General features: G+C 41.7%; 19 protein-coding genes and 2 tRNA genes. 8 read left to right on the top strand and 13 right to left on the bottom strand.

Annotated features, from left to right (window positions below; genetic code table 11):
* Nucleotides 1-67: 67 nt before the first annotated feature.
* The 10 genes from O3621_RS11135 to O3621_RS11090 all read right to left on the bottom strand — a co-directional run bounded on the left by O3621_RS11135 (nt 68) and on the right by O3621_RS11090 (nt 10,038).
* The gene (locus O3621_RS11135; RefSeq protein WP_314449573.1) at nt 68-226 is read right to left on the bottom strand and encodes a plasmid addiction system poison protein; all 159 of its coding nucleotides are present in this window, start codon (nt 224-226) and stop codon (nt 68-70) included.
* A 43-nt stretch (nt 227-269) separates the two neighbouring features.
* Nucleotides 270-668, bottom strand: a complete 399-nt coding sequence (locus O3621_RS11130; RefSeq protein WP_314449576.1) for a hypothetical protein — start codon at nt 666-668, stop codon at nt 270-272.
* Nucleotides 665-2,569, bottom strand: coding sequence for an ATP-binding protein (locus tag O3621_RS11125; RefSeq protein ID WP_314449578.1), 1,905 nt, complete (start codon nt 2,567-2,569; stop codon nt 665-667). Before O3621_RS11125 ends, O3621_RS11130 begins: the two co-directional genes overlap by 4 nt.
* Nucleotides 2,559-3,617: a DNA cytosine methyltransferase gene (locus tag O3621_RS11120; protein ID WP_002899696.1), complete on the bottom strand. Its 1,059-nt coding sequence runs from the start codon at nt 3,615-3,617 to the stop codon at nt 2,559-2,561. The genes O3621_RS11125 and O3621_RS11120 overlap by 11 nt, the downstream gene beginning before the upstream one ends.
* A 104-nt stretch (nt 3,618-3,721) precedes the next feature.
* Entirely contained in the window at nt 3,722-6,370 is a 2,649-nt protein-coding gene (locus O3621_RS11115; RefSeq protein WP_371514162.1) for a valine--tRNA ligase, read from the bottom strand.
* Nucleotides 6,371-6,381: 11 nt separating this feature from the next.
* Nucleotides 6,382-7,344, bottom strand: a complete 963-nt coding sequence (locus O3621_RS11110) for a ribosome-binding factor A (RefSeq protein WP_371514161.1) — start codon at nt 7,342-7,344, stop codon at nt 6,382-6,384.
* Nucleotides 7,344-7,904: a GNAT family N-acetyltransferase gene (locus tag O3621_RS11105; RefSeq protein ID WP_371514160.1), complete on the bottom strand. Its 561-nt coding sequence runs from the start codon at nt 7,902-7,904 to the stop codon at nt 7,344-7,346. The genes O3621_RS11110 and O3621_RS11105 overlap by 1 nt, the downstream gene beginning before the upstream one ends.
* Before the next feature lie 258 nt (nt 7,905-8,162).
* Nucleotides 8,163-8,417 carry a DUF1912 family protein gene (locus tag O3621_RS11100; RefSeq protein ID WP_002899692.1) on the bottom strand — a complete coding sequence of 85 codons (255 nt, stop codon included), beginning with the start codon at nt 8,415-8,417 and terminating at the stop codon, nt 8,163-8,165.
* 26 nt (nt 8,418-8,443) lie between these two features.
* Nucleotides 8,444-9,805, bottom strand: a complete 1,362-nt coding sequence (locus tag O3621_RS11095) for a DUF438 domain-containing protein (protein WP_371514159.1) — start codon at nt 9,803-9,805, stop codon at nt 8,444-8,446.
* A 2-nt stretch (nt 9,806-9,807) separates the two neighbouring features.
* Entirely contained in the window at nt 9,808-10,038 is a 231-nt protein-coding gene (locus O3621_RS11090; RefSeq protein ID WP_002894544.1) for a DUF1858 domain-containing protein, read from the bottom strand.
* A gap of 253 nt (nt 10,039-10,291) precedes the next feature.
* On the opposite strand from O3621_RS11090, the gene O3621_RS11085 reads away from it, so the two are divergent.
* The 4 genes from O3621_RS11085 to O3621_RS11070 all read left to right on the top strand — a co-directional run bounded on the left by O3621_RS11085 (nt 10,292) and on the right by O3621_RS11070 (nt 16,053).
* Nucleotides 10,292-11,719, top strand: coding sequence for a helix-turn-helix domain-containing protein (locus O3621_RS11085; RefSeq protein WP_002899690.1), 1,428 nt, complete (start codon nt 10,292-10,294; stop codon nt 11,717-11,719).
* Nucleotides 11,720-11,876: 157 nt separating this feature from the next.
* Complete coding sequence (glpK, locus tag O3621_RS11080; protein ID WP_125390599.1) at nt 11,877-13,385, top strand: glycerol kinase GlpK; 1,509 nt, start codon at nt 11,877-11,879, stop codon at nt 13,383-13,385.
* Nucleotides 13,386-13,453: 68 nt separating this feature from the next.
* On the top strand, nt 13,454-15,280 hold the full coding sequence (glpO, locus tag O3621_RS11075) for a type 1 glycerol-3-phosphate oxidase (protein WP_168955850.1): 1,827 nt from the start codon (nt 13,454-13,456) through the stop codon (nt 15,278-15,280).
* A gap of 68 nt (nt 15,281-15,348) precedes the next feature.
* Nucleotides 15,349-16,053, top strand: a complete 705-nt coding sequence (locus O3621_RS11070) for an MIP/aquaporin family protein (protein ID WP_002899687.1) — start codon at nt 15,349-15,351, stop codon at nt 16,051-16,053.
* A gap of 185 nt (nt 16,054-16,238) precedes the next feature.
* Here the strand turns inward: O3621_RS11070 and rlmD are convergent, their stop codons facing one another.
* Complete coding sequence (rlmD, locus tag O3621_RS11065) at nt 16,239-17,609, bottom strand: 23S rRNA (uracil(1939)-C(5))-methyltransferase RlmD (protein ID WP_270619286.1); 1,371 nt, start codon at nt 17,607-17,609, stop codon at nt 16,239-16,241.
* Between the two features lie 55 nt (nt 17,610-17,664).
* Here rlmD and O3621_RS11060 point away from each other — a divergent pair, with 55 nt between their 5' ends.
* From O3621_RS11060 to O3621_RS11045, 4 genes are all read left to right on the top strand, one after another.
* A complete protein-coding gene (locus O3621_RS11060; RefSeq protein WP_002894527.1) occupies nt 17,665-18,441 on the top strand; it encodes an aminoglycoside 3'-phosphotransferase in 777 nt (258 codons plus the stop codon).
* 26 nt (nt 18,442-18,467) lie between these two features.
* Entirely contained in the window at nt 18,468-19,244 is a 777-nt protein-coding gene (gene recX / locus O3621_RS11055) for a recombination regulator RecX (protein ID WP_101772195.1), read from the top strand.
* 86 nt (nt 19,245-19,330) lie between these two features.
* Nucleotides 19,331-19,864: a DUF402 domain-containing protein gene (locus tag O3621_RS11050; RefSeq protein WP_002896978.1), complete on the top strand. Its 534-nt coding sequence runs from the start codon at nt 19,331-19,333 to the stop codon at nt 19,862-19,864.
* Between the two features lie 127 nt (nt 19,865-19,991).
* Nucleotides 19,992-20,309 (top strand): DUF960 domain-containing protein, encoded by a 318-nt coding sequence (locus tag O3621_RS11045; RefSeq protein WP_002913192.1) that lies wholly within the window; start codon nt 19,992-19,994, stop codon nt 20,307-20,309.
* 371 nt (nt 20,310-20,680) lie between these two features.
* Here the strand turns inward: O3621_RS11045 and O3621_RS11040 are convergent.
* Both O3621_RS11040 and O3621_RS11035 read right to left on the bottom strand, forming a co-directional pair.
* A tRNA-Pro gene (locus O3621_RS11040) sits at nt 20,681-20,754 on the bottom strand.
* 46 nt (nt 20,755-20,800) lie between these two features.
* A tRNA-Arg gene (locus O3621_RS11035) sits at nt 20,801-20,874 on the bottom strand.
* Nucleotides 20,875-20,928: the final 54 nt, after the last annotated feature.

Genomic DNA, 20,928 nt, shown 5'->3' with positions numbered 1-20,928 from the left:
AAGCTCAGGTGAAACTGAACTTGGTTGTGAGGGTTACAGTAAAAAGTAAAGTAAGATGACCGATTTTTTAAAAGAACTTAGGTTCAATCCTGCCTCGAAACTTATAGACTTCCGAACTCTCTCCTACATGAACATTCAGAATCACAAAATCTTCATCATCAACCTTTGCAATAATCCGATAAGAGCCTACTCGAAAGCGCACATAAACAGAAAGTATACCTGACAAATATTTTCCAGGTGCCTTAGGAAAATCGACATTTAACCTGCTTTCAGTTCCCGTTGCATATAAGCAACAACGTAATTAATAAAAGTGGCAAATAAACCATTATTTCTGATACTGAGAACAATGAACTAAAAAATTTAACAGTATTTTTATATTGTATAATATTCATAGACAAATCTGATTCTTCAGTTACATTAACTATTACATCGTTATATAACTTCCTAAAAAGACGCTCCTGCCATAAATAATAAGAATCCAAGATCCAAAAAAATATTATCGGAACTAGATAAATGATCATATTATTTCTAAAATTATCCTTTTGTAAAAAAACAAATAATCCAACTAATATTGTGATAGTCCAACCTTTGATTGTAAATGAATTTTGCGCCATCCGACTAATCGTTGACTGAACTATATCTATATGTTTTAATTTTGATTCTTTCATAGAATTATCTCCTCACTATTTATTTTGAAATCAAATGAACTTTCATCAATAATAGCTCCATTATTATTTTCAAAATAATCCCTATTTTCCTTAAAAGACTTAATCTCTTTATTAAACATTGAGCAAATAGAGTCAATCAACGCATACAAAACTCTAAAGTGATTTTCTGTCGTAAACACCCTATTGGCTTTTTTATCTAAATAAATACTAGGATAAGTGATAGAGATATTCAAAGGAGGTTCAGGATTAGTTTTTCCAGCTTTAATAATTCCATGCTTAGTCTTAACAACCCAACCGGCTCCTATCTCCTGTAAAACTCCAGGTCTTTTAGAAGAATTGTCAGAGTAAACATACAACACATATATTTCTTTCTTCGAATAACTCTTAATAAAAAACTCTCTAAGATACTCGAAAACATCTAGTCCATATGGTACAACTGACTTGTAGCTAGGATCACTTGTGTAAATAATTTCATCTGGAGAGAAGCCATTCAACAATAATAAGCCGTATAAAATATTGTTTAATTGCTGATCACTCCTCGTATGACTAATTAAAATTTTTCTACTATCTTGATCTGTCGCAATTTTTTTAATTCCCAAATCTGTAAAAATTTTTTCTGCATCTTTTTTATTAAAACTCTGAGTTTGGATAACCTTTTCCATATACTCAATTGACGTCTCTACCTTTTTAGATAACAGTTCCTCTTCTTTTATTTTTTTCTCCTTTTTACTTTTTTCAGAATTTTTATTTTTAGCTTTAATTGCCTTTTCTTTCAATTGTAGAACTTGGGTAAGGAGCTTTTTAGCCTCTGCAAGGAAAATTTGAAATCTGATATCATCAGTTTTATACCCTTGCCTGTTGCTTAATGCCATGTCGGGTAAATTAGTTTCCTCAAATTCATCAACATACAATTGACCTACAACATAAACTTCATTCAATCGATTTTGTCCAATTTCGTTTAATATATTAAATTGACCTAACTTTCCATTTGAATAAATAGCTAAAAAATTATCAGGAAAATCGGAAGATTCTTTTGCTTTTAATCCTCTTGTTGTATGGTATGTTCCAATCCAACCTTCTATCTTCAATTCTCTATTTTCTTGTTCTCCTTGATTATTATTTATATTATAAGAAAGAGTTCGAGGTGGTTCTTTTTTCAGATTATCTTTTGCATACTTTGGTGCAGTATTTTCAAATTTATCTAAAATAGCATACTTATCTTCTCCTAATAACAATAGAGAATCTAACGATGTCGCCAATGAATCCACGAAATTATCTAATTTTTTATTAATACCATCTTTTCCCTTAATATGGAGTACAAATGGATTTTTAGGATTTGAACTTAACTGAGGGAAAAATTTAGCTAGATTATTTTTTACTGTTATTGTCGTAGCAGGTAGCTTAAATTCCGAATTCAGCATCTCAATCCTAGTACCTGATTCAGAAATATTTGAAAATGTGATTTCTGATTCTGGAATTGGATGAAGGTTACGATCTTTTGGGACATTTCTTGTTAAAACAAAACCAGATAATTCACCATTTGACTTAGTTTTTACATTAACTTCAGTTGAAACAGCCAGAGCCGCAAGTTTACCTATTCCCTTTCTTCCCATTTTAGGTCTCTGGAATTTTCTACTCTTTGATTCAGCTTCTGTATTTCTTGTTGATTTTGCAACTTCAAGATATTTATTAACTGTCTCTGCATAAGTCATACCATGTCCATCATCTTCTATAATAATGGAATCTCCAGACAGATCTAACCAAACATTTTCCGCATCAGCATCATAACTATTTGCAATAAGTTCTGCTAATATATAATAAATATTTGTATAAAGACTAGGTCCTAAAAGCTCCAAAATTTCGGGACTAATATGTATAGGGTACTCTTTGTTAGAATTCATCAAGTTCCTCCAAATGTTTTATAATACTTCTACCAATAATCTCACCTAATTTAGGTGGCACTGCATTCCCAATTTGTAACGCTACTTGGCCTATTGGATAATTCCCACCCTGTTTAGGGCTAACAAACTGATAATTTGAGGGGAAGGTTTGGAGTAATGCCCCCTCTCGAAGACTAAGTGCTCTATCTTGTTCTGGGTGGCCAAAGCGACCATTACCTATGCCAGGAAACTGAGTAGTAATGGTATTAGCTGGTTTATCCCACTCTAATCGACCATAAACTGAACCAAACGACTGCCCACTTTCTTTTTTGTACGCTTCCAAAAGTAAATCTTCATCCCAGTCTCTCCACGTACCACCAGGTTTTGATTGTTGGATTCTTTTTAAATTTAAAGTAGACATATTTCTACTTCTATGCAATGGATCTTTAGCATATGTTTCCCCAGCTTTTATTTTCGGTAAGTTTTCAATTGCGTCACGAAGAGTCGGATAACTTTCTGAATTAAATTCTGGTTCAAGTAATGAGATATCACCCAATTTAGAAGCAAGTAAAAGTAGGCGTTTTCTCATTTGAGGCACACCATATTCTGGTGCGTACACGACCTTAAAAGTTACCTTATAACCATTCTTTTCTAATAAAGTTCTAAAACGCTGAAAAACTTCCCTCTTTTCCATTTGAGGAACATTTTCCATTGAAACTATATCCGGTTGTACAAGTTCAATTTGTTTTCCAAAGTAATCTAATAGATCTATTTTTTTTAGAGTATTCTCGTTGTTTTGGTATTTATGGCTATAGGACGAGAATGGTTGACAGGGAGCACAACCAATCAATATTTTTATATCTGTATCTTTTGGATACAAAGCTAATATTTCATCATCCTCAATTTCCTTTATATCTTTTAAAATAAATTTTGCGTCATTATTATATTCGTATGCAAATTTGCTTTTGTCATCAATATCGTAGCCAGCAACCACATTTATCCCAGCTTGTTGAACTCCATACGTTAGACCGCCTACGCCACAAAATAAATCAATTGCATTTATTTTCATATCGGCCTCCTATTATTTTTTTGCTTTTTATCATTCATTATACCATAAATCAACTTAAAAATCAGTTGTGAAATTAAGTCAAATTCACAACTGATTTTAATAACTTACACGAGTTTCTTCATCTCATCAATCCGCGCCACTGTCGCATCGTACTTAGCTTGGTAGTCGGCTTGTTTGTCACGTTCTTTTTGGACGACTTCTGGTTTGGCGTTAGCCACGAATCGCTCGTTAGAGAGTTTCTTGCCGACCATATCCAGTTCTTTTTGCCACTTGGCTAGTTCTTTTTCGAGACGAACCAGTTCTTCCTCGATATTGAGGAGGTCAGCAAGTGGCAGGTAGATTTCTGCGCCTGTGATGATGCTGGACATGACCAGCTCTGGCACTGCAAGGTCTGCTGCGATTTCCAGATGCTCAGGATTGGTGAAGCGCTTGATGTAGTTGACATTATCCTTGAAGAAGGTTTCCAGCGCGCTATCTGTCGTCTTAATCAAGATGGTAATCGGCTTACTTGGCGCCACATTGACCTCAGCTCTGCTATTGCGCACCGAACGAATCAGATCCTTGAGGGCTTCCACGCCAGCTGCTGCCTCGACATTTTCAAATTCTGGACGAACCACTGGATAAGCCGCTGTCACAATGGTTCCTTCTGAGATTTGTCCAAAGATTTCCTCGGTCACGAAAGGCATGATTGGATGGAGCAGGCGCAGGATTTGGTCCAGCGTGTAGAGGAGTACAGAGCGAGTGATGACTTTCTCGTCGTCATTGTCGCTGTATAGCACTTCCTTGGTCAGCTCCACATACCAGTCAGCAAATTCATCCCAAATGAAGTTGTAGAGGATGTGACCAGCCACACCAAACTCAAACTTGTCGAAGTTCTCAGTCACCTTGCCAATGGTTTCATTGAGGTTGTGGAGAATCCAGCGGTCGGTGACATTACCTGCCTGACCAGCCGCCACCTGAGCGACATTCTCACGCGCCGCATCCAGCGTCAAACCTTCATTATTCATGAGGATATAGCGGGAAATGTTCCAGATTTTGTTAATGAAGTTCCAAGAAGCATCCATCTTTTCATAGCTGAAGCGCACGTCTTGGCCAGGGGCAGAACCGTTTGAGAGGAACCAACGCAGGCTATCTGTTCCGTACTTATCAATAACATCCATTGGGTCAATCCCATTGCCCAGTGACTTGGACATCTTACGTCCTTGCTCGTCACGAATGAGACCGTGAATCAAGGCATTTTTGAATGGCGACTTGCCAGTAAATTCCAAACCTTGGAAAATCATCCGAGATACCCAGAATGGAATAATATCATAACCAGTTACCAAGGTTGAGGTTGGGAAGTAACGCTTAAAGTCTTCTGAGTCGACATCAGGCCAGCCCATAGTTGAGAAGGGCCAAAGGGCAGAACTGAACCATGTATCTAAGACGTCTTCATCTTGAGTCCATCCGTCACCTTCTGGTGCTTCTTCGCCCACATAGATTTCACCGTCTGCATTGTACCAAGCAGGGATTTGGTGACCCCACCAGAGCTGACGAGAGATAACCCAGTCGTGGACATTTTCCATCCATTGGAGGAAGGTATCGTTGAAACGAGGTGGGTAGAACTCAACCTTATCCTCTGTGTCTTGGTTGGCAATAGCATTCTTAGCCAATTGGTCCATCTTGACGAACCACTGGGTAGACAGACGCGGCTCAACCATAACGCCAGTCCGCTCTGAGTGACCAACGCTGTGAACACGTTTTTCGATTTTAACAAGGGCACCGAATTCTTCCAACTTAGCCACGACTGCCTTACGAGCTTCAAAACGGTCCATGCCTGCAAATTCGAAGGCCAAGTCATTCATAGTTCCGTCGTCATTCATAACGTTGACTTGTGGCAAGTTGTGACGTTGACCGACCAAGAAGTCGTTTGGATCGTGAGCAGGTGTGATTTTCACGACACCCGTACCAAATTCAGGGTCTGCGTGCTCGTCTCCCACGATTGGAATCAATTTATTAGCGATTGGAAGGATGACATTTTTTCCAATTAAGTCCTTGTAGCGTGAGTCTTCTGGATTGACCGCAACCGCAACGTCCCCAAACATGGTCTCAGGACGAGTTGTCGCAACTTCAAGGGCGCGTGAGCCATCTTCCAGCATGTAGTTCATGTGGTAGAAGGCACCTTCGACATCCTTGTGGATCACCTCGATATCAGACAGTGCTGTGCGAGCTGCTGGGTCCCAGTTGATGATAAACTCACCACGATAGATCCAGCCTTTCTTGTAAAGGTCCACAAAGACCTTGCGAACGGCTTTTGACAAACCTTCGTCAAGAGTGAAACGCTCACGAGAGTAGTCTACAGAGAGCCCCATCTTGCCCCATTGTTCCTTGATGGTAGTGGCATATTCGTCTTTCCATTCCCAGACTTTCTCGAGGAATTTCTCACGACCAAGGTCATAGCGGGAAATGCCTTCACCACGCAAGCGCTCTTCAACTTTAGCTTGAGTGGCAATCCCAGCGTGATCCATACCTGGTAGCCAAAGCGTGTCAAAACCTTGCATGCGCTTCTGACGGATGATAATATCCTGAAGAGTTGTATCCCAAGCGTGACCAAGGTGAAGTTTCCCAGTTACGTTTGGTGGTGGAATAACGATCGAATAAGGCTTAGCCTTTTGATTTCCTGAAGGCTTGAAAACATCAGCCTCAAGCCATTTTTGGTAACGACCAGCCTCAACCTCGGCTGGATTGTATTTAGGTGAAAGTTGTTTAGACATGTGTGTTCTCCTTAACTATTTTTATTTACAATATTTATCAAACCAATTTTTGATAATTCAATATAAATTTCATCAATTTCTGCAAATGCTGCGAGTGCTGACATAGTATAGTTCCCAGGATTATATTTGAGATCGTACTTGCTTATCTTTAAAATATAATACCGAGAATGTTTCAATTTTAATGATTCCAACTTTGATTTAATATCGACTAATGTATTATGATTTAACTTTAAAAACAATTTATTATAATTACCATAGAGTTCTGTGAGAGCATTAAAATATTCTTTCACTAGAGCTATAGCATCAATCTTAGATGTTTCTTGGTTTAGTTTTATCAACTCCATTTTTATTTTTTTCCATTTAAAGTTGGAATTTAAAAGATAATCTAAATCAATATAGAAATCAACTAAAACTGTTTCATCATCTGGGCTAACAACTTTTACTTCATTTACTGGTAAGTCAATATGTTGCGAATAATTTCTCAAAGAATAGCAAAATCGATAGGCAAAGTTCGTATCATACTGATAGCTTGCAAAACTATGTATACAATCAAATTCCTCACTATCCTTGGAATATTTTTGTTTGATTTGGTTTTCATTAAAATCAACAAACAATTTTCCGCTGGATAACAAATGAATCATGAAGCGATTCATATCAGCATCTTCAATTTCTAATTCCTTTGACTCAAGTTTATTCTTAATACTTAAAAAATCCGAGACATCTGAAACAAACAATTCAAACATATTCTTGATTTTTTGGAAATCCTTTTTAATCTCAAAAATTTGGTTCGATACTGACATTATTCCCTTGGTTGGTTCAATATCGGAGATAACTATACGTTTGTGATTACTATTAATTTCTAAATAAGCTAATCGTTCAATAATATCGCTATCACTTAATTCAGAGTATTGCTCATCAATTTGACGTAACTGCTCCTCTGATAATGAGATTAATTGTTTGTCTTCTTCAGACATCAAATTACCTCCCACTCACTCCTAAGCAAGCCATATCTCAAATCATCACAACGCTTGCCTTGGGCATCTTTACGGTCTCGAATGCGAGCTTCAAGGGTGAAGCCAAGCTTCTCAGCAACTCGTTGACTTTGGACATTGTAGCCAAAGCAAGTCAGCTCAATCTTGTGAAGCCCCAGTTCTCTAAAAGCCAGGTCAATCAAGGCACGCGCTGCTTCGGGCGCATAACCACGTCCCCAATAGTCTGGGTGTAAGGTATAGCCAATCTCCAGCACATCGTCTTCGTGCCGATGGTTGAAATCGACAGAGCCGATGACCTTATCAGTTCCTTTAGCGACAATCCCATAACCTGCTGGGAGATTTTCCTTTTGATTGCGCTCAGGAAGGATATGCTCCAGATAATAAATCTCATCCTCCAAGGTCTTGACGGGCGGAAAGCCTGCTGGGTAGGAAACTTCTGGCCTACTGGCATAGTCAAAAATATCCACAACATCAGCCACGGTGCGGACTCGTAACACGAACCGTTCTGTTTCGATTCGTTCTGGCAACTCTGCTCTTGTCATTCCTCCCTCGCTTTCTACAAAAAATCGCCCCTGCCATCTACATGACAGGGACGAATGAGTTTATCCGCGGTACCACCCAATTTCGGGCAAAGCCCGCAACTCTCGTCTTTATAATAAAAAGACAAAATTATTTCATTTTTTATCCATCAGCAACCAGTTTTGACACACTTATGGACTTCTCAGCACCGCCACTTTCTGTAAAATGTGGGATTCAAAACACCTCTGATGAACCTATTCTATCACCTTTCCAGTGAAAAATCAATAATTTCTCTCACCCAAAAGTCCATCTGGCAGGTCGTGAAATCCCTTGCCCGCCTGATAGTTGGCGAATTTCCCTAAAAGGAACTGGTAGGCATCGAGACGACTTTCATAACGAATGGCTGCTTCCTTAGCACGCTCATCCTGGTCCGCCTCGTAGACCGCCTGGCTCTCCTTGAGCGCCATCTCGTTAATCATGACCTGGGTCTTGACCCAAGCTTCAAACTCCTGTAAAAATTCCTGTTCGTAACTCATTTTTCTCACTTTCTAACTGCAAATACCTAGTCCAAATCTCGGTAAAAATCACGGTCAATGTCACGGAAGGGCTGAATGTTCTGCACATACTCCAGCACCCCCTGAAATTCACCAGATTCATCTCGCACCGCTGCATAGGTCACATGGACAAACTTGCCCCGCGATTCCGACTTGAACCACATCTCAAACTTGTCCCGCTCTCCCTCGCGCAGCGCCTTGAAAATCCGCCGTACCTTGTCCAAAAACTTGGGCGGGTGGCAGAGTTCGACATTGCGTCCTATCTGGGACGGCGTCCGCTTGAAAATCATCTCGTCCGCTGGCACACTTTCATTATAATACTGGAAAATATCGTCCTTATTGACAAAGGTAATCTCCATGGGCAGATGATCCAAAATCAGATTGGCCTCCGCCATCGACAGATAGCCATGACCAAAAGACTGCTGAGACTCCCGATTAAAGGCTTGCTCCTTCTTTTCCTTGGGCTTAAAGGAAATGGTGACCTGACCATCTGGCGTATCAATGACCTGCTGAAACCTGCCATCACTAGTCTGTTCTGTGCTGGCTGGCGCTTCGCTTCCTTCATCAGCAGCATCCCCAGCTTCCTCCTCCGAGAATGAGTGCCGCGCAGGAATCCATTTCTCCGTTGGCTTGATGATAGCATAACCATAAGCATCGCTCTCCTCAGCAATCTTGAGCCAGTCGTCCTGATGAAAGGACTCCAAGAGAATCATCAGTAAAATGGACTCTTCCTTGAAAATCATAGCTTCAAACTCAGCTGCAAAAGTCTCAAATTTCTCCTTGACTTCTTGAATCGAAGTGTCTGGCAGCTGCTCTGCAGCAATCTTAGCCTCTTGGAAAAGGTCTCGAATCTGGTCATCTACCCCCCACATGACCTTGGGCGGCGAATCGTGGCCGTAGCTCTCCATGATGGGAAACATGAGCTCTTCCTTGCGTTGATAGTGGATATCAAACTGCTCCACCAAACCCAGCTGGCGCTGGAGTCCCTTGCGGATTTCTGGAAGAAGGCCCTCATCTTCTGTGCTTTCATAGGTAGATAGGAGCCTGCGAACCCGCATGAGGGCAGCCCGCAAGGCTAGATTTTCCTGCTTAAAGATCTGAACCGGATGGCCTGGATGGTCAGTATCCGCCACCTCTACATTCTGAATGGCCCCTTTAAAGAGGTTGGCATGGACATTGCAGAGGGACATGACATCTTCAAAGGTCACTCCCGTATCTGAGTTCATTAGCTCATGCTCCATCAGACTGATCTCAATAGCGGACACACCAGCGAAATGCTCATTGAAAAGCTCCTGGACGGACTCTGCCGAAGCTCCGTTATGTAGATCCAGCAAGATAGACTTGAGGACTTCAATGCGTTCAGTAGCCATGCCTAAATCCCCACCACTTCATAGCCATTTAATTCCAGAGTTTGCTTGATTTTATTAAGGTCAATGCCATTCATACCAGCACCTTTTTTGATAGAAACCACGCGCCCGACTGTATTGCGCATAACGGGATTGGCCAGAGGCGTAAAGCCCAACTCGACCAGAACATCCAAAACTTCTGGCTGCTTCTCAATCACTTCTGCCACCGGGATAGACAAATCAATCACATTATCCATAGCTGCTCCTTCATCGTCATTTTTCTACAATTATACCATAAAAAAGCTATCAGACTCAAAGCAAAAAAAGCAGGAGTGTCTGCTCCTCTTATGCTTATTCAAAAGAAATGGAATAGCGAATTAAGATAGATAAGATGTTAGACTTATGCTTCCATTATTGCCTCAGGCAACGATAAGAAAATATAAAGCACATTGCTTCGTCTTTTTTCCCTTTTGTGATAAGCTAAGATTAGTGAATTGAGAGGGTTTTCGTATGTATCTTGCAGACTTAATGGAAAAGAGTGAAGCGGGGCAGTTTATTGTCCTGTCTTATTTACAGCAGCATTCTACATCCAGTTTGAAGGACGTCATGTCTGAAACAGGCTTCTCGAAAGCAACCTTGACCAAGTACATTAGCTTGATTAACGACAAGGCTATGGACCATCATGCAACCTTATCCATCCAGCTTCAAGACGAAACACTCAGTCTGTCCATCGGACCGGATACCAAGGGACGGGACATTCGCAGACTCTTTTTGGGCAATGCTATCAAACACCAGATTTTAAACTACTTGCTCTATCATCAACAGTTTTTAGCCCATCAATTAGCCCAAGAGCTCATGATCAGTGAAGCAACCCTCAGCCGTCATATATCCGGTCTAAATCAGATTTTATCAGAGTTTGAGCTATCTATCCAAAATGGCCGCCTGAAAGGGCCTGAACACCAGATCCGCTATTTTTATTTCTGCCTCTTTCGCAAGGTTTGGTCTAGTCAAGATTGGGAAAAAGAACTTCAAAAATCAGAAAGAAGGCAGGAAGTTGCCGTCTTAGAAGAACTCTGCGGAGCCCAACTCTCTCAAGGTCAGCGATTGGACTTGGCCCTTTGGGCGCATATTACCCAACAGCGCCTAAGAGTCAATGCCTGTCAATTCCAAAACATTGAGCAGAAAATGCAGGGCTATTTTAAAAATATCTTCTACCAGCGCTTGCATCGCCGAACAAATGATTTCTTTGCCGGACAGCACATCACTCTAAGTCAGGAAGATGGGGAAATGATGATTTTCTTTTCATTTCTACTTTCTCATCGGATTTTACCCCTGCATACCATGGAGTATATACTAGGCTTTGGCGGTGAAATTGCCGGTCTGATTACGCAACTGATTCAAGAGATGAAGGGCCAGGACTTGCTTGGTGACTACATCGAAGATCAAGTGACCTACGAACTCAGTCAGCTCTGCGCCCATGTCTTTCTTTTCAAAGGCTGTCTCTTGCAAGACAAATACAAGCATGATTTAGAATTGCGCCATCCTTACTTATGGAGCGAAGACGATTATCGACAAGTGGCAGACACTATTTTTAGCAAACTGCCTATTTTCCAGCAGGGAACATCTCTGGATAAAAAGGTGTTGTGGGAATGGCTCCAGCTGATGGAGTACATTGCTGAAAACGACGGTCAAGTCATCAAGATAGGCATGGACTTGACAGATAGCTTTATCGTTGTTTCCAGGATGACGGCCATTCTAAGGCGGTACTTAGAGTACAATCGCTTTATTACGATTGAATCCTACGACCTTACCCGAAATTATGACCTCATTATTACCAACAATCCTATTCATCAGGCCCAGCAAGTTCCTATCTATTATTTAAAAAATGACTTGGATTTGGAAGATTTGGCTCAAATCCGTCACATGATATTTCATTAAGAAACTTGGAGAAATCTAGGTTTCTTTGTGATTTTCGCACAATCTCCTCAGATTTTTTTAAAATTTAAAAAAAGTTGATAAAAAAGAAAGCGTTTTATTTTATATACTAGTTACTGTAGAGGAAACAACCTCAAGATTTTTACTAGGAGGACAGTTCATGTCACAAGAAAAATACATCATGGCCATCGACCAAGGAACTACTAGTTCCCGCGCCATCATCTTTAACAAAAAAGGAGAAAAAGTTAGCTCCAGTCAAAAAGAATTTACTCAAATTTTCCCTCAAGCTGGATGGGTTGAGCACAATGCCAATGAAATTTGGAACTCTGTGCAGTCCGTTATCGCCGGCGCCTTCATCGAAAGTGGAGTCAAACCTAATCAAATCGAAGCCATCGGAATTACCAACCAGCGTGAAACAACTGTCGTCTGGGATAAAAATACAGGTCTTCCTATCTATAATGCTATCGTTTGGCAATCTCGCCAGACCGCTCCTCTGGCTGAACAGCTGAAAAGCCAAGGCTATGTGGAAAAATTCCACGAAAAGACTGGTTTGATTATTGACGCTTACTTCTCTGCTACCAAGGTTCGCTGGATTTTGGACCATGTAGAAGGTGCGCAAGAAAGAGCTGAAAAGGGCGAATTGCTCTTTGGTACTATTGATACCTGGCTGGTTTGGAAATTAACTGACGGCGCGGCTCACGTGACCGATTACTCAAATGCAGCTCGTACCATGCTCTATAATATCAAGGATCTTAAATGGGATGATGAAATTTTGGAAATCCTTAACATTCCAAAGGCTATGCTTCCAAAAGTTCGTTCTAACTCAGAAATCTATGGTAAAACCGCTCCATTCCATTTCTACGGTGGAGAAGTTCCAATTTCTGGTATGGCTGGTGACCAGCAGGCAGCTCTCTTTGGACAGCTAGCTTTTGAGCCTGGTATGGTCAAGAATACATACGGAACTGGTTCATTCATTATCATGAATACTGGTGAAGAGATGCAGCTGTCTGAAAACAACCTCTTGACAACTATTGGCTACGGTATCAACGGCAAAGTTTACTATGCCTTAGAAGGTTCTATCTTCATTGCCGGAAGTGCTATTCAATGGCTGCGCGACGGTCTTCGGATGGTTGAAAATTCACCAGAATCTGAAAAATATGCTCTCAATTCTCACAACAATGACGAAGTCTATGTCGTACCTGCCTTCACAGGTCTGGGCGCTCCGTATTGGGATCAAAATGCCCGCGGATCTGTCTTTGGCTTGACACGCGGAACCAGCAAGGAAGACTTTATCAAGGCTACTCTTCAATCCATCGCTTACCAAGTACGCGACATCATTGACACTATGCAGGTGGATGCCAAGACTGCTATTCAAGTCCTCAAAGTCGACGGCGGTGCTGCTATGAACAACTTCCTCATGCAGTTTCAGGCTGACATTTTGGGAATCGATATTGCCCGTGCTAAAAACTTAGAAACAACTGCTCTTGGTGCAGCCTTCTTGGCAGGACTGTCAGTAGGCTACTGGAAAGACTTAGACGAACTCCGCACTCTCAATGAAACTGGAGAACTCTTTGAACCATCTATGAATGAATCCCGTAAGGAACAACTCTACAAAGGATGGAAAAAAGCCGTTAAGGCAACTCAAGTCTTTGCAGAAATCGACGACTGATACTGATTCATATTTTTATAATTAAGTCAGTAGAAGCATGAAATGACTAAGTTAGAAAGTGTATAAATATGGAATTTTCAAAGAAAACACGTGAATTATCGATAAAAAAAATGCAGGAACGCACCTTGGACCTCCTGATTATTGGCGGCGGGATTACCGGTGCTGGAGTAGCCTTGCAAGCAGCTGCAAGTGGCCTGGAGACTGGTCTGATTGAAATGCAGGACTTTGCCGAAGGGACTTCTAGCCGTTCTACCAAACTGGTCCATGGTGGCCTTCGTTACCTCAAGCAATTCGACGTAGAGGTGGTATCAGATACGGTTTCTGAGCGTGCTGTGGTACAGCAAATTGCCCCCCATATTCCAAAACCAGATCCTATGCTGCTTCCTGTTTATGAAGAAGAGGGCGCTACCTTCAGCCTCTTCCGTCTCAAAGTGGCTATGGACCTCTATGACCTCTTAGCCGGTGTCAACAACACTCCTGCTGCCAATAAGGTCCTCAGCAAAGAAGAAGTCTTAGAACGGGAACCTGAACTTAAGAAAGAAGGCTTGGTCGGTGGCGGTGTCTATCTTGACTTCCGCAACAACGATGCGCGCCTCGTAATTGAAAATATCAAACGGGCCAACCAAGACGGCGCTCTGATTGCCAACCATGTCAAGGCAGAAGGCTTCCTTTTTGATGAATCTGGAAAGATTACAGGCGTTGTTGCGCGTGACCTCTTGACAGATGAAGTCTTTGAAATCAAGGCTCGCTTGGTCATCAACACAACTGGACCTTGGAGCGATAAGGTGCGCAATCTATCAAATGACGGTGAGCAATACTCACAAATGCGTCCAACCAAGGGAGTTCACTTGGTGGTTGACTCTAGCAAGATCAAGGTTTCTCAGCCAGTCTACTTTGACACAGGCTTGGGAGACGGCCGGATGGTCTTTGTTCTTCCACGTGAAAATAAAACCTACTTTGGTACGACTGATACTGACTACACTGGCGACCTAGAGCATCCAAAAGTAACACAAGAAGATGTGGATTACCTCTTGGGCATTGTCAATAATCGCTTCCCAGAAGCAAACATCACAATTGACGATATCGAAAGCAGCTGGGCAGGTCTTCGTCCTCTCATTGCAGGAAACAGCGCTTCTGACTATAACGGCGGAAATAACGGTACCATTAGCGACGAAAGTTTCAATTCACTGATTGCGACTGTTGAAAGCTATCTGGCCAAAGAAAAATCCCGTGAAGATGTTGAAGCGGCTGTTACTCAACTCGAAAGCAGCACTTCTGAAAAACACTTGGATCCATCTGCTGTGTCTCGCGGTTCCAGCCTGGAACGTGATAACAATGGCCTCTTGACTCTTGCTGGCGGTAAGATTACGGACTATCGTAAGATGGCGGAAGGCGCGATGGAGCGCGTGGTTGAAATCCTCAAAGCAGAGTTCGACCGTAGCTTCAAACTCATCAACTCGAAGACCTACCCTGTTTCAGGCGGAGAGCTCAATCCAGCAAATGTGGATTCCGAAATCGAAGCTTTTGCGCAACTTGGTGTCTCACGCGGCTTAGACAGCAAAGAAGCCTTCTATCTTGCAAACCTTTACGGTTCAAATGCTCCTAAAGTCTTTGCCCTCGCACACAGCATCGAGCAAGCACCAGGTCTCAGCCTAGCGGATACCTTGTCACTGCATTATGCTATGCGTAACGAATTAGCACTCAGCCCTGTTGACTTCCTGCTGCGCCGGACAAACCACATGCTCTTTATGCGGGACAGCTTAGATGCGATTGTAGAACCTGTTCTTGATGAAATGGGACGATTCTACGACTGGACAGAAGAAGAAAAAGCAGCTTATCGAAAAGATGTTCAAGCTGCCCTTGCAAATAACGATTTAGAAGAATTAAAAAAATAGAAAATACGAGAAGAGGCGGTAGGCAAAACAACTGTCTGCCACCCCTTCTTTTAAATGGAGTAATATAGATGATGAAAGAAATATTTGGCGAATTTTTAGGAACACTGCTCTTGCTCCTTCTGGGTAATGGTGTAGTTGCAGGTGTGGTTCTTCCCAAAACTAAGAGTCACAATTCAGGCTGGATTGTAATCACCATGGGATGGGGGATTGCTGTTGCCATCGCTGCTTTTGTATCTGGCAACCTTGGCCCAGCCCATCTGAATCCTGCCCTAACTATCGGAGTAGCTCTGAAAGGTGATTTGCCTTGGGCATCTGTTCTTCCTTACGTCCTTGCTCAGTTTGCAGGTGCTATGGTCGGACAGTTCCTAGTCTTCCTACAGTTCAAACCTCACTATCTCGCTGAAGAAAATCCGGCTAACGTCCTGGGTACATTTAGCACAGGCCCAGCTATCAAAGATACCTTCTCTAACCTGATTAGTGAAATCCTTGGAACTTTTGTTCTTGTACTGACTATCTTCGCTCTTGGACTTTATAAGCTGCAAGCAGGCATTGGTACTTTTGCAGTTGGAACACTAATTGTCGGAATTGGTCTCTCGCTTGGTGGAACAACAGGTTATGCCCTAAACCCAGCTCGTGACTTAGGTCCTCGCATCATGCACAGTCTTCTTCCGATTCCAAATAAAGGAAATGGCGATTGGAGCTATGCTTGGATTCCAGTTGTCGGACCAATTATTGGTGCCGTCCTTGCAGTCCTAGTCTTCGGTTTATTCTAATATAACTGATTGCCATTAGAGAACACTTGACGAGTGTTCTCTTTTTGTGACTAATTGATTAGGCGGAAACTGATCTCCCTATAAAACCATTGCGATTTTGACAAAAGAAAAGGCTTAGCTCTGTATTACAAGAAAACTAAGTCCTTTTTAGAATGATTTTGTCAGCTCTTGCGAGCTGCTTACGATTAACTCGAACGAGAGCTATCTCGCTTGGATAATTTCACCACTGCCTCGGTCCGAGCGGTATGCGGAAACATATCAACCGACTGGATATAGTGAACATCGTAGACCTGAGAGAGCTTGACTAAATCCCGAGCCAGAGTTGAGACATTGCAGGAAACGTAGACCATCTTTTCAGGTGCATAGCGGACAATCGTCCCCAGCAGCTTATCATCCAGACCAGTTCGTGGCGGATCGACAATCAAGGCATCCGCCCTATAACCCTCAGCGTACCAGCGAGGAATAATTTCCTCTGCCGTTCCAGCCTCATAGAGTGTATTGTCAAAGCCCATGCGTTTTGCATTGCGTTTAGCGTCTTCAATGGCCTCAGGGATGATGTCCATGCCACGCAGAGACTTGACTCTTTTAGCAAAGGCAAAGCCGATGGTCCCCACTCCGCAATAGGCATCAATCAAATGCTCTTCTTTCGTCACATCCAGCGCCTTAACCGCCTCCCCGTAGAGCACCTCTGTCTGCTCAGGATTGAGCTGATAAAAAGCTCGAGGCGACAGGGAGAACTCATAGTCCAGCACTCCTTCTTGGATAGCCTCCTCTCCCCAGATAATCTCTGTCTTATCCCCGTAAATCTCACTGGACTTGCTCGTATGATAATTGACCGCTACTGTCTCCAACTCTGGAAATTCAGCCACTAGGTCTCGGACGACTGGAGAAAAGTCTAGCTTGCGACCTGTCACAAAAATCATCTGCACCTGACCTGTCTTTCTGGCCCTGCGAATCATGACTGTTCGTACCCCAGCAGTCTTTCTCTCATCATAGATGGGCAGCCTATACTTGCCTAAAAGCCGAGCCACCTTATTGATGATCTTTTGCGTTACCTTGTCCTGAACCAGACAATTTTTCAGCGAGACCAGATAGTGGGAATTCTGGGCATAGAGCCCAGCCTTGACCTCATCCTTATATTTCCGAGTCTGAAACTGAAGTTTTGCCCGATAATAGAGTGGCTCCTGCATACCAATAGTCGGACGAATCTCATAGTTTTCATAACCAGCTGGCGCAAATTTTTTCAAGGCCTGACGCAGCAAATCTTCCTTAAACTCTAACTGCTTGTCATAGTGGAGGTGCATGATTTGACAGCCCCCGCAGCTATCATAAATCTCACAAGGCGCTTCCACCCGAAATTTCGACCGCTTGTTGATGGTCAAGAGCTTGGCCTCGATAAAATTACGCTGAACCCTGGTCACCTGACAGTAGACTTCTTCACCCTTCAAAGCCCCTGGCACAAAGACCAGCGTTTTCTTATAAAATCCAATCCCTTCCCCATTAATCCCCATTTTCTTAATTTTCAAAGGGATTCTTTGTTTCACTTTCACATTCATGCTTCTATTATACCACGCTGCCTCGCATTAGTTGAGAATATGTTACAATAAAAGTATGAAAGCAGAAAAGACATCCCTTCCAGTAGACCATTTTCCTGAGCAAATACGAACTTATCTAGAGGGAGCCACTTTTTACGACAGTTCCTCACATTCTGTAGCCAGTGTTTTCTATGCCGATACGGGCTATTATTTGAAAATCGATCAAAAAGGCCAGTTAGCACAAGAAGCCACACTTGCCAAATGGTTTGAAGAGCAAGGACTCGGTGTGCCGGTCATTCACTACCTAACAGCAGATAAAGACTACTTACTGACTAAAGAAGCCGAGGGTAAGGACGCCCTAGCCTTTCTCCAACAGCCAGAAGAACTTTGCCAAACGATGGCTGTCACACTCAGAAAACTTCACAGCCTCCAACCCCAGCATTTCCCAATCCAGCATCGCCTCCAACACTATAAAGAACAAGCAGAGGAAAATTACCATAAAGGTTGCTTTTATCAAAAAGCTTTACTGCCTCAGTTTCATATCCAAAGCCGTGAGGAAGCATATCAGCTTATCCAAGAACAGGGACACTTACTGACGGTGGATGCCTTGATTCACGGAGATGCCTGCTTACCCAATTTCATTTTGAAAGACGCAGCAACCTTCTCCTGCTTTATTGACCTTGGACTCGCTGGCCTTAGTGATCGCCACCTTGACCTTTACTGGGCAATCTGGTCTCTTACTTATAATTTATCTGACCCCCAATACGCAGAGCTCTTTCTTGACTACTATGGCCAGAAGGATGTTGATACAGACAAACTGCGCTTGATAGCTGCCTTTGAAGCATTTGGCTAAAAGAAAGGATTCTACCAAAATCTCTTATGAAAATCACAAAAATCGAAAAGAAAAAAAGACTCTACCTCTTGGAGTTGGACGACAGTGAAAAGCTCTATATTACAGAAGACACCATCGTTCGCTTCATGCTGTCCAAAGGAATGGAAATCACAGAGCAGGAGCTATCAAAAATTCAAGACTATGCCCAATTTTCTTACGGAAAAAATCTAGCCCTCTATCATCTCTCCTTCAAGCAAAGAACTGCTAAAGAAGTTAAAGACTACTTAACGCAGCACGACATCCAACCAGAAATCATCAGTCAGGTCTTGGACAATCTAAAAAAGGATAATTGGATTAATGATAGAAAATATGCTCATTCTTTTATCCAATCCAACCTTCTCACTGGTGACAAAGGCGCTTTTGTTCTCAAACAAAAACTCAGTCAAAAAGGGATTTCTAGCACTATTATTGAAGACGAATTGAGCCAGTTTGATTTCACTGAACTAACAGACAAGGTTGCCCAAAAGCTGCTCAGAAAATACCAGGGAAAACTGCCCAGCAAGGCCTTACAAGATAAAATTCTTCAATCCTTGATAAACAAAGGTTTTTCCTATAGTCAAGCCAAAACCGCCTATCAGCATTTGCAAATCGAAGAAGACCAAGAAAACCAGCAAGAACTGCTCTATAAAGAGCTAGACAAGCAATACCGCAAGTACTCAAAAAAATACGACGGCTATGACTTAAAACAGCGTCTGACCCAAGCTCTATCTCGCAAAGGCTATGATTTCTCCGACATCGCCAGCGCTCTGAGAGAATATCTTTAAGATTTTCTATGAAAACTTATGCATTTCTATGAAAATATGTTACAATAAAGAAGATAAACTTATAAATTGTAGAAAGTTGGTAAGTTATGAAACTTCCAAAAGAAGGCGACTTTATTACAATTCAAAGTTATAAGCATGATGGGAATCTTCACCGCACCTGGCGAGATACCATGGTACTAAAGACAACAGAAAACGCCATTATTGGCGTTAATGACCACACACTGGTAACAGAAAGTGATGGCCGACGTTGGGTAACACGTGAACCAGCCATTGTCTATTTTCATAAAAAATACTGGTTTAATATCATTGCCATGATTCGCGACAATGGAACTTCATACTACTGCAACCTAGCCAGTCCTTACTATCTGGATAATGAAGCTCTAAAATACATTGACTATGATTTAGACGTCAAAGTCTTTGCTGATGGTGAAAAACGCCTGTTGGATGTAGAAGAATATGAACGTCACAAAAAACAGATGCACTATTCTGATGATTTGGATTTCATTCTCAAAGAAAATGTCAAAATCCTAGTTGATTGGATTAACAACGGAAGAGGTCCATTTTCAGATGCTTATGTCAATATTTGGTACAAACGTTATGTTGAACTAAAGAATCGATAAAGTTGTCAAAGAGCGCAAGCTCTTTTTCTTTTGTCTAATTCAGACCTGCCAGAGGTCAAATTCTTGCAATCTCAAGCATTTTCGGGTATCATATAAGAAAATCCAGACTGTAAGAAAGGAGTCTCCCATGGCATTTACAAATACTCTCGGCCGATATGCCAGCTTTGGCATCATGACGAGCCTCCCTGAAGAAATTGTCGATTCATTCTGGTACATCATTGATAACAATCTCAAAGGGGTCTTTGAACTTCGCCCAGTCCTCAAATTCGAAATCATCAACCACCAAGGAAGAGTATCTCTACGATTCTCACAAAAGAACTTCAACACTATTATTTCATTTGATTTAAACTATCAATTTGACCCTTTCTTTCCTAGAAAAGTCTACATCGTTGATAACAAGGGCAAAGAAACCATTATGTTATCTGACGAATACTCTTTGATGTAGTAAATCATACTCAACACATATAAAAAACCTCTGAAGGCAACTATTCACCGCTATCAGAGGTTTTTATCTTTAATATTACTCATCTCAAGTGGAAAGTACATTTGAGCAGCTTGATACAAACTAAACTTCTGGAACACTAGACTTTAAAATCAAACTAAACCTAGTTGAATAATCAAATCCCTTGCTTTCAAATAGGATTATATAAAGAGACAAAACCAGTAGTTCTAAAAGATTGTATTACTTATTAAATCCAACAATAAGTAAGAAGTCTTAATAACAACATATGTTAGCTAAGTCATAGATACTGGACACACTTTTTTCTTAAAAAAGAAAAAAGATAGATAAGTATATCTATCTTCAATGTTATCTAGTCGGGAAGACAGGATTCGAACCTGCGACACCTTGGTCCCAAACCAAGTACTCTACCAAGCTGAGCTACTTCCCGGTGTTTAAACAATCTAAAAACGGAGCCATAAGGCTTCGTTGCCAAATGCACCCTAGAGGAGTCGAACCTCTAACCGCCTGATTCGTAGTCAGGTACTCTATCCAGTTGAGCTAAGGGTGCTCACTATTCATATTATATTCATTATAGCAAAACTTAAGAAAAAATCAAACAATT

It is taken from the genome of Streptococcus sp. 20925_1_22 (assembly GCF_041431685.1).
Classification (GTDB): Bacteria; Bacillota; Bacilli; order Lactobacillales; family Streptococcaceae; genus Streptococcus.
The sequence above is the reverse complement of the archived record's forward strand: the minus strand, read 5'-3'. Positions and strand labels throughout refer to the sequence as shown.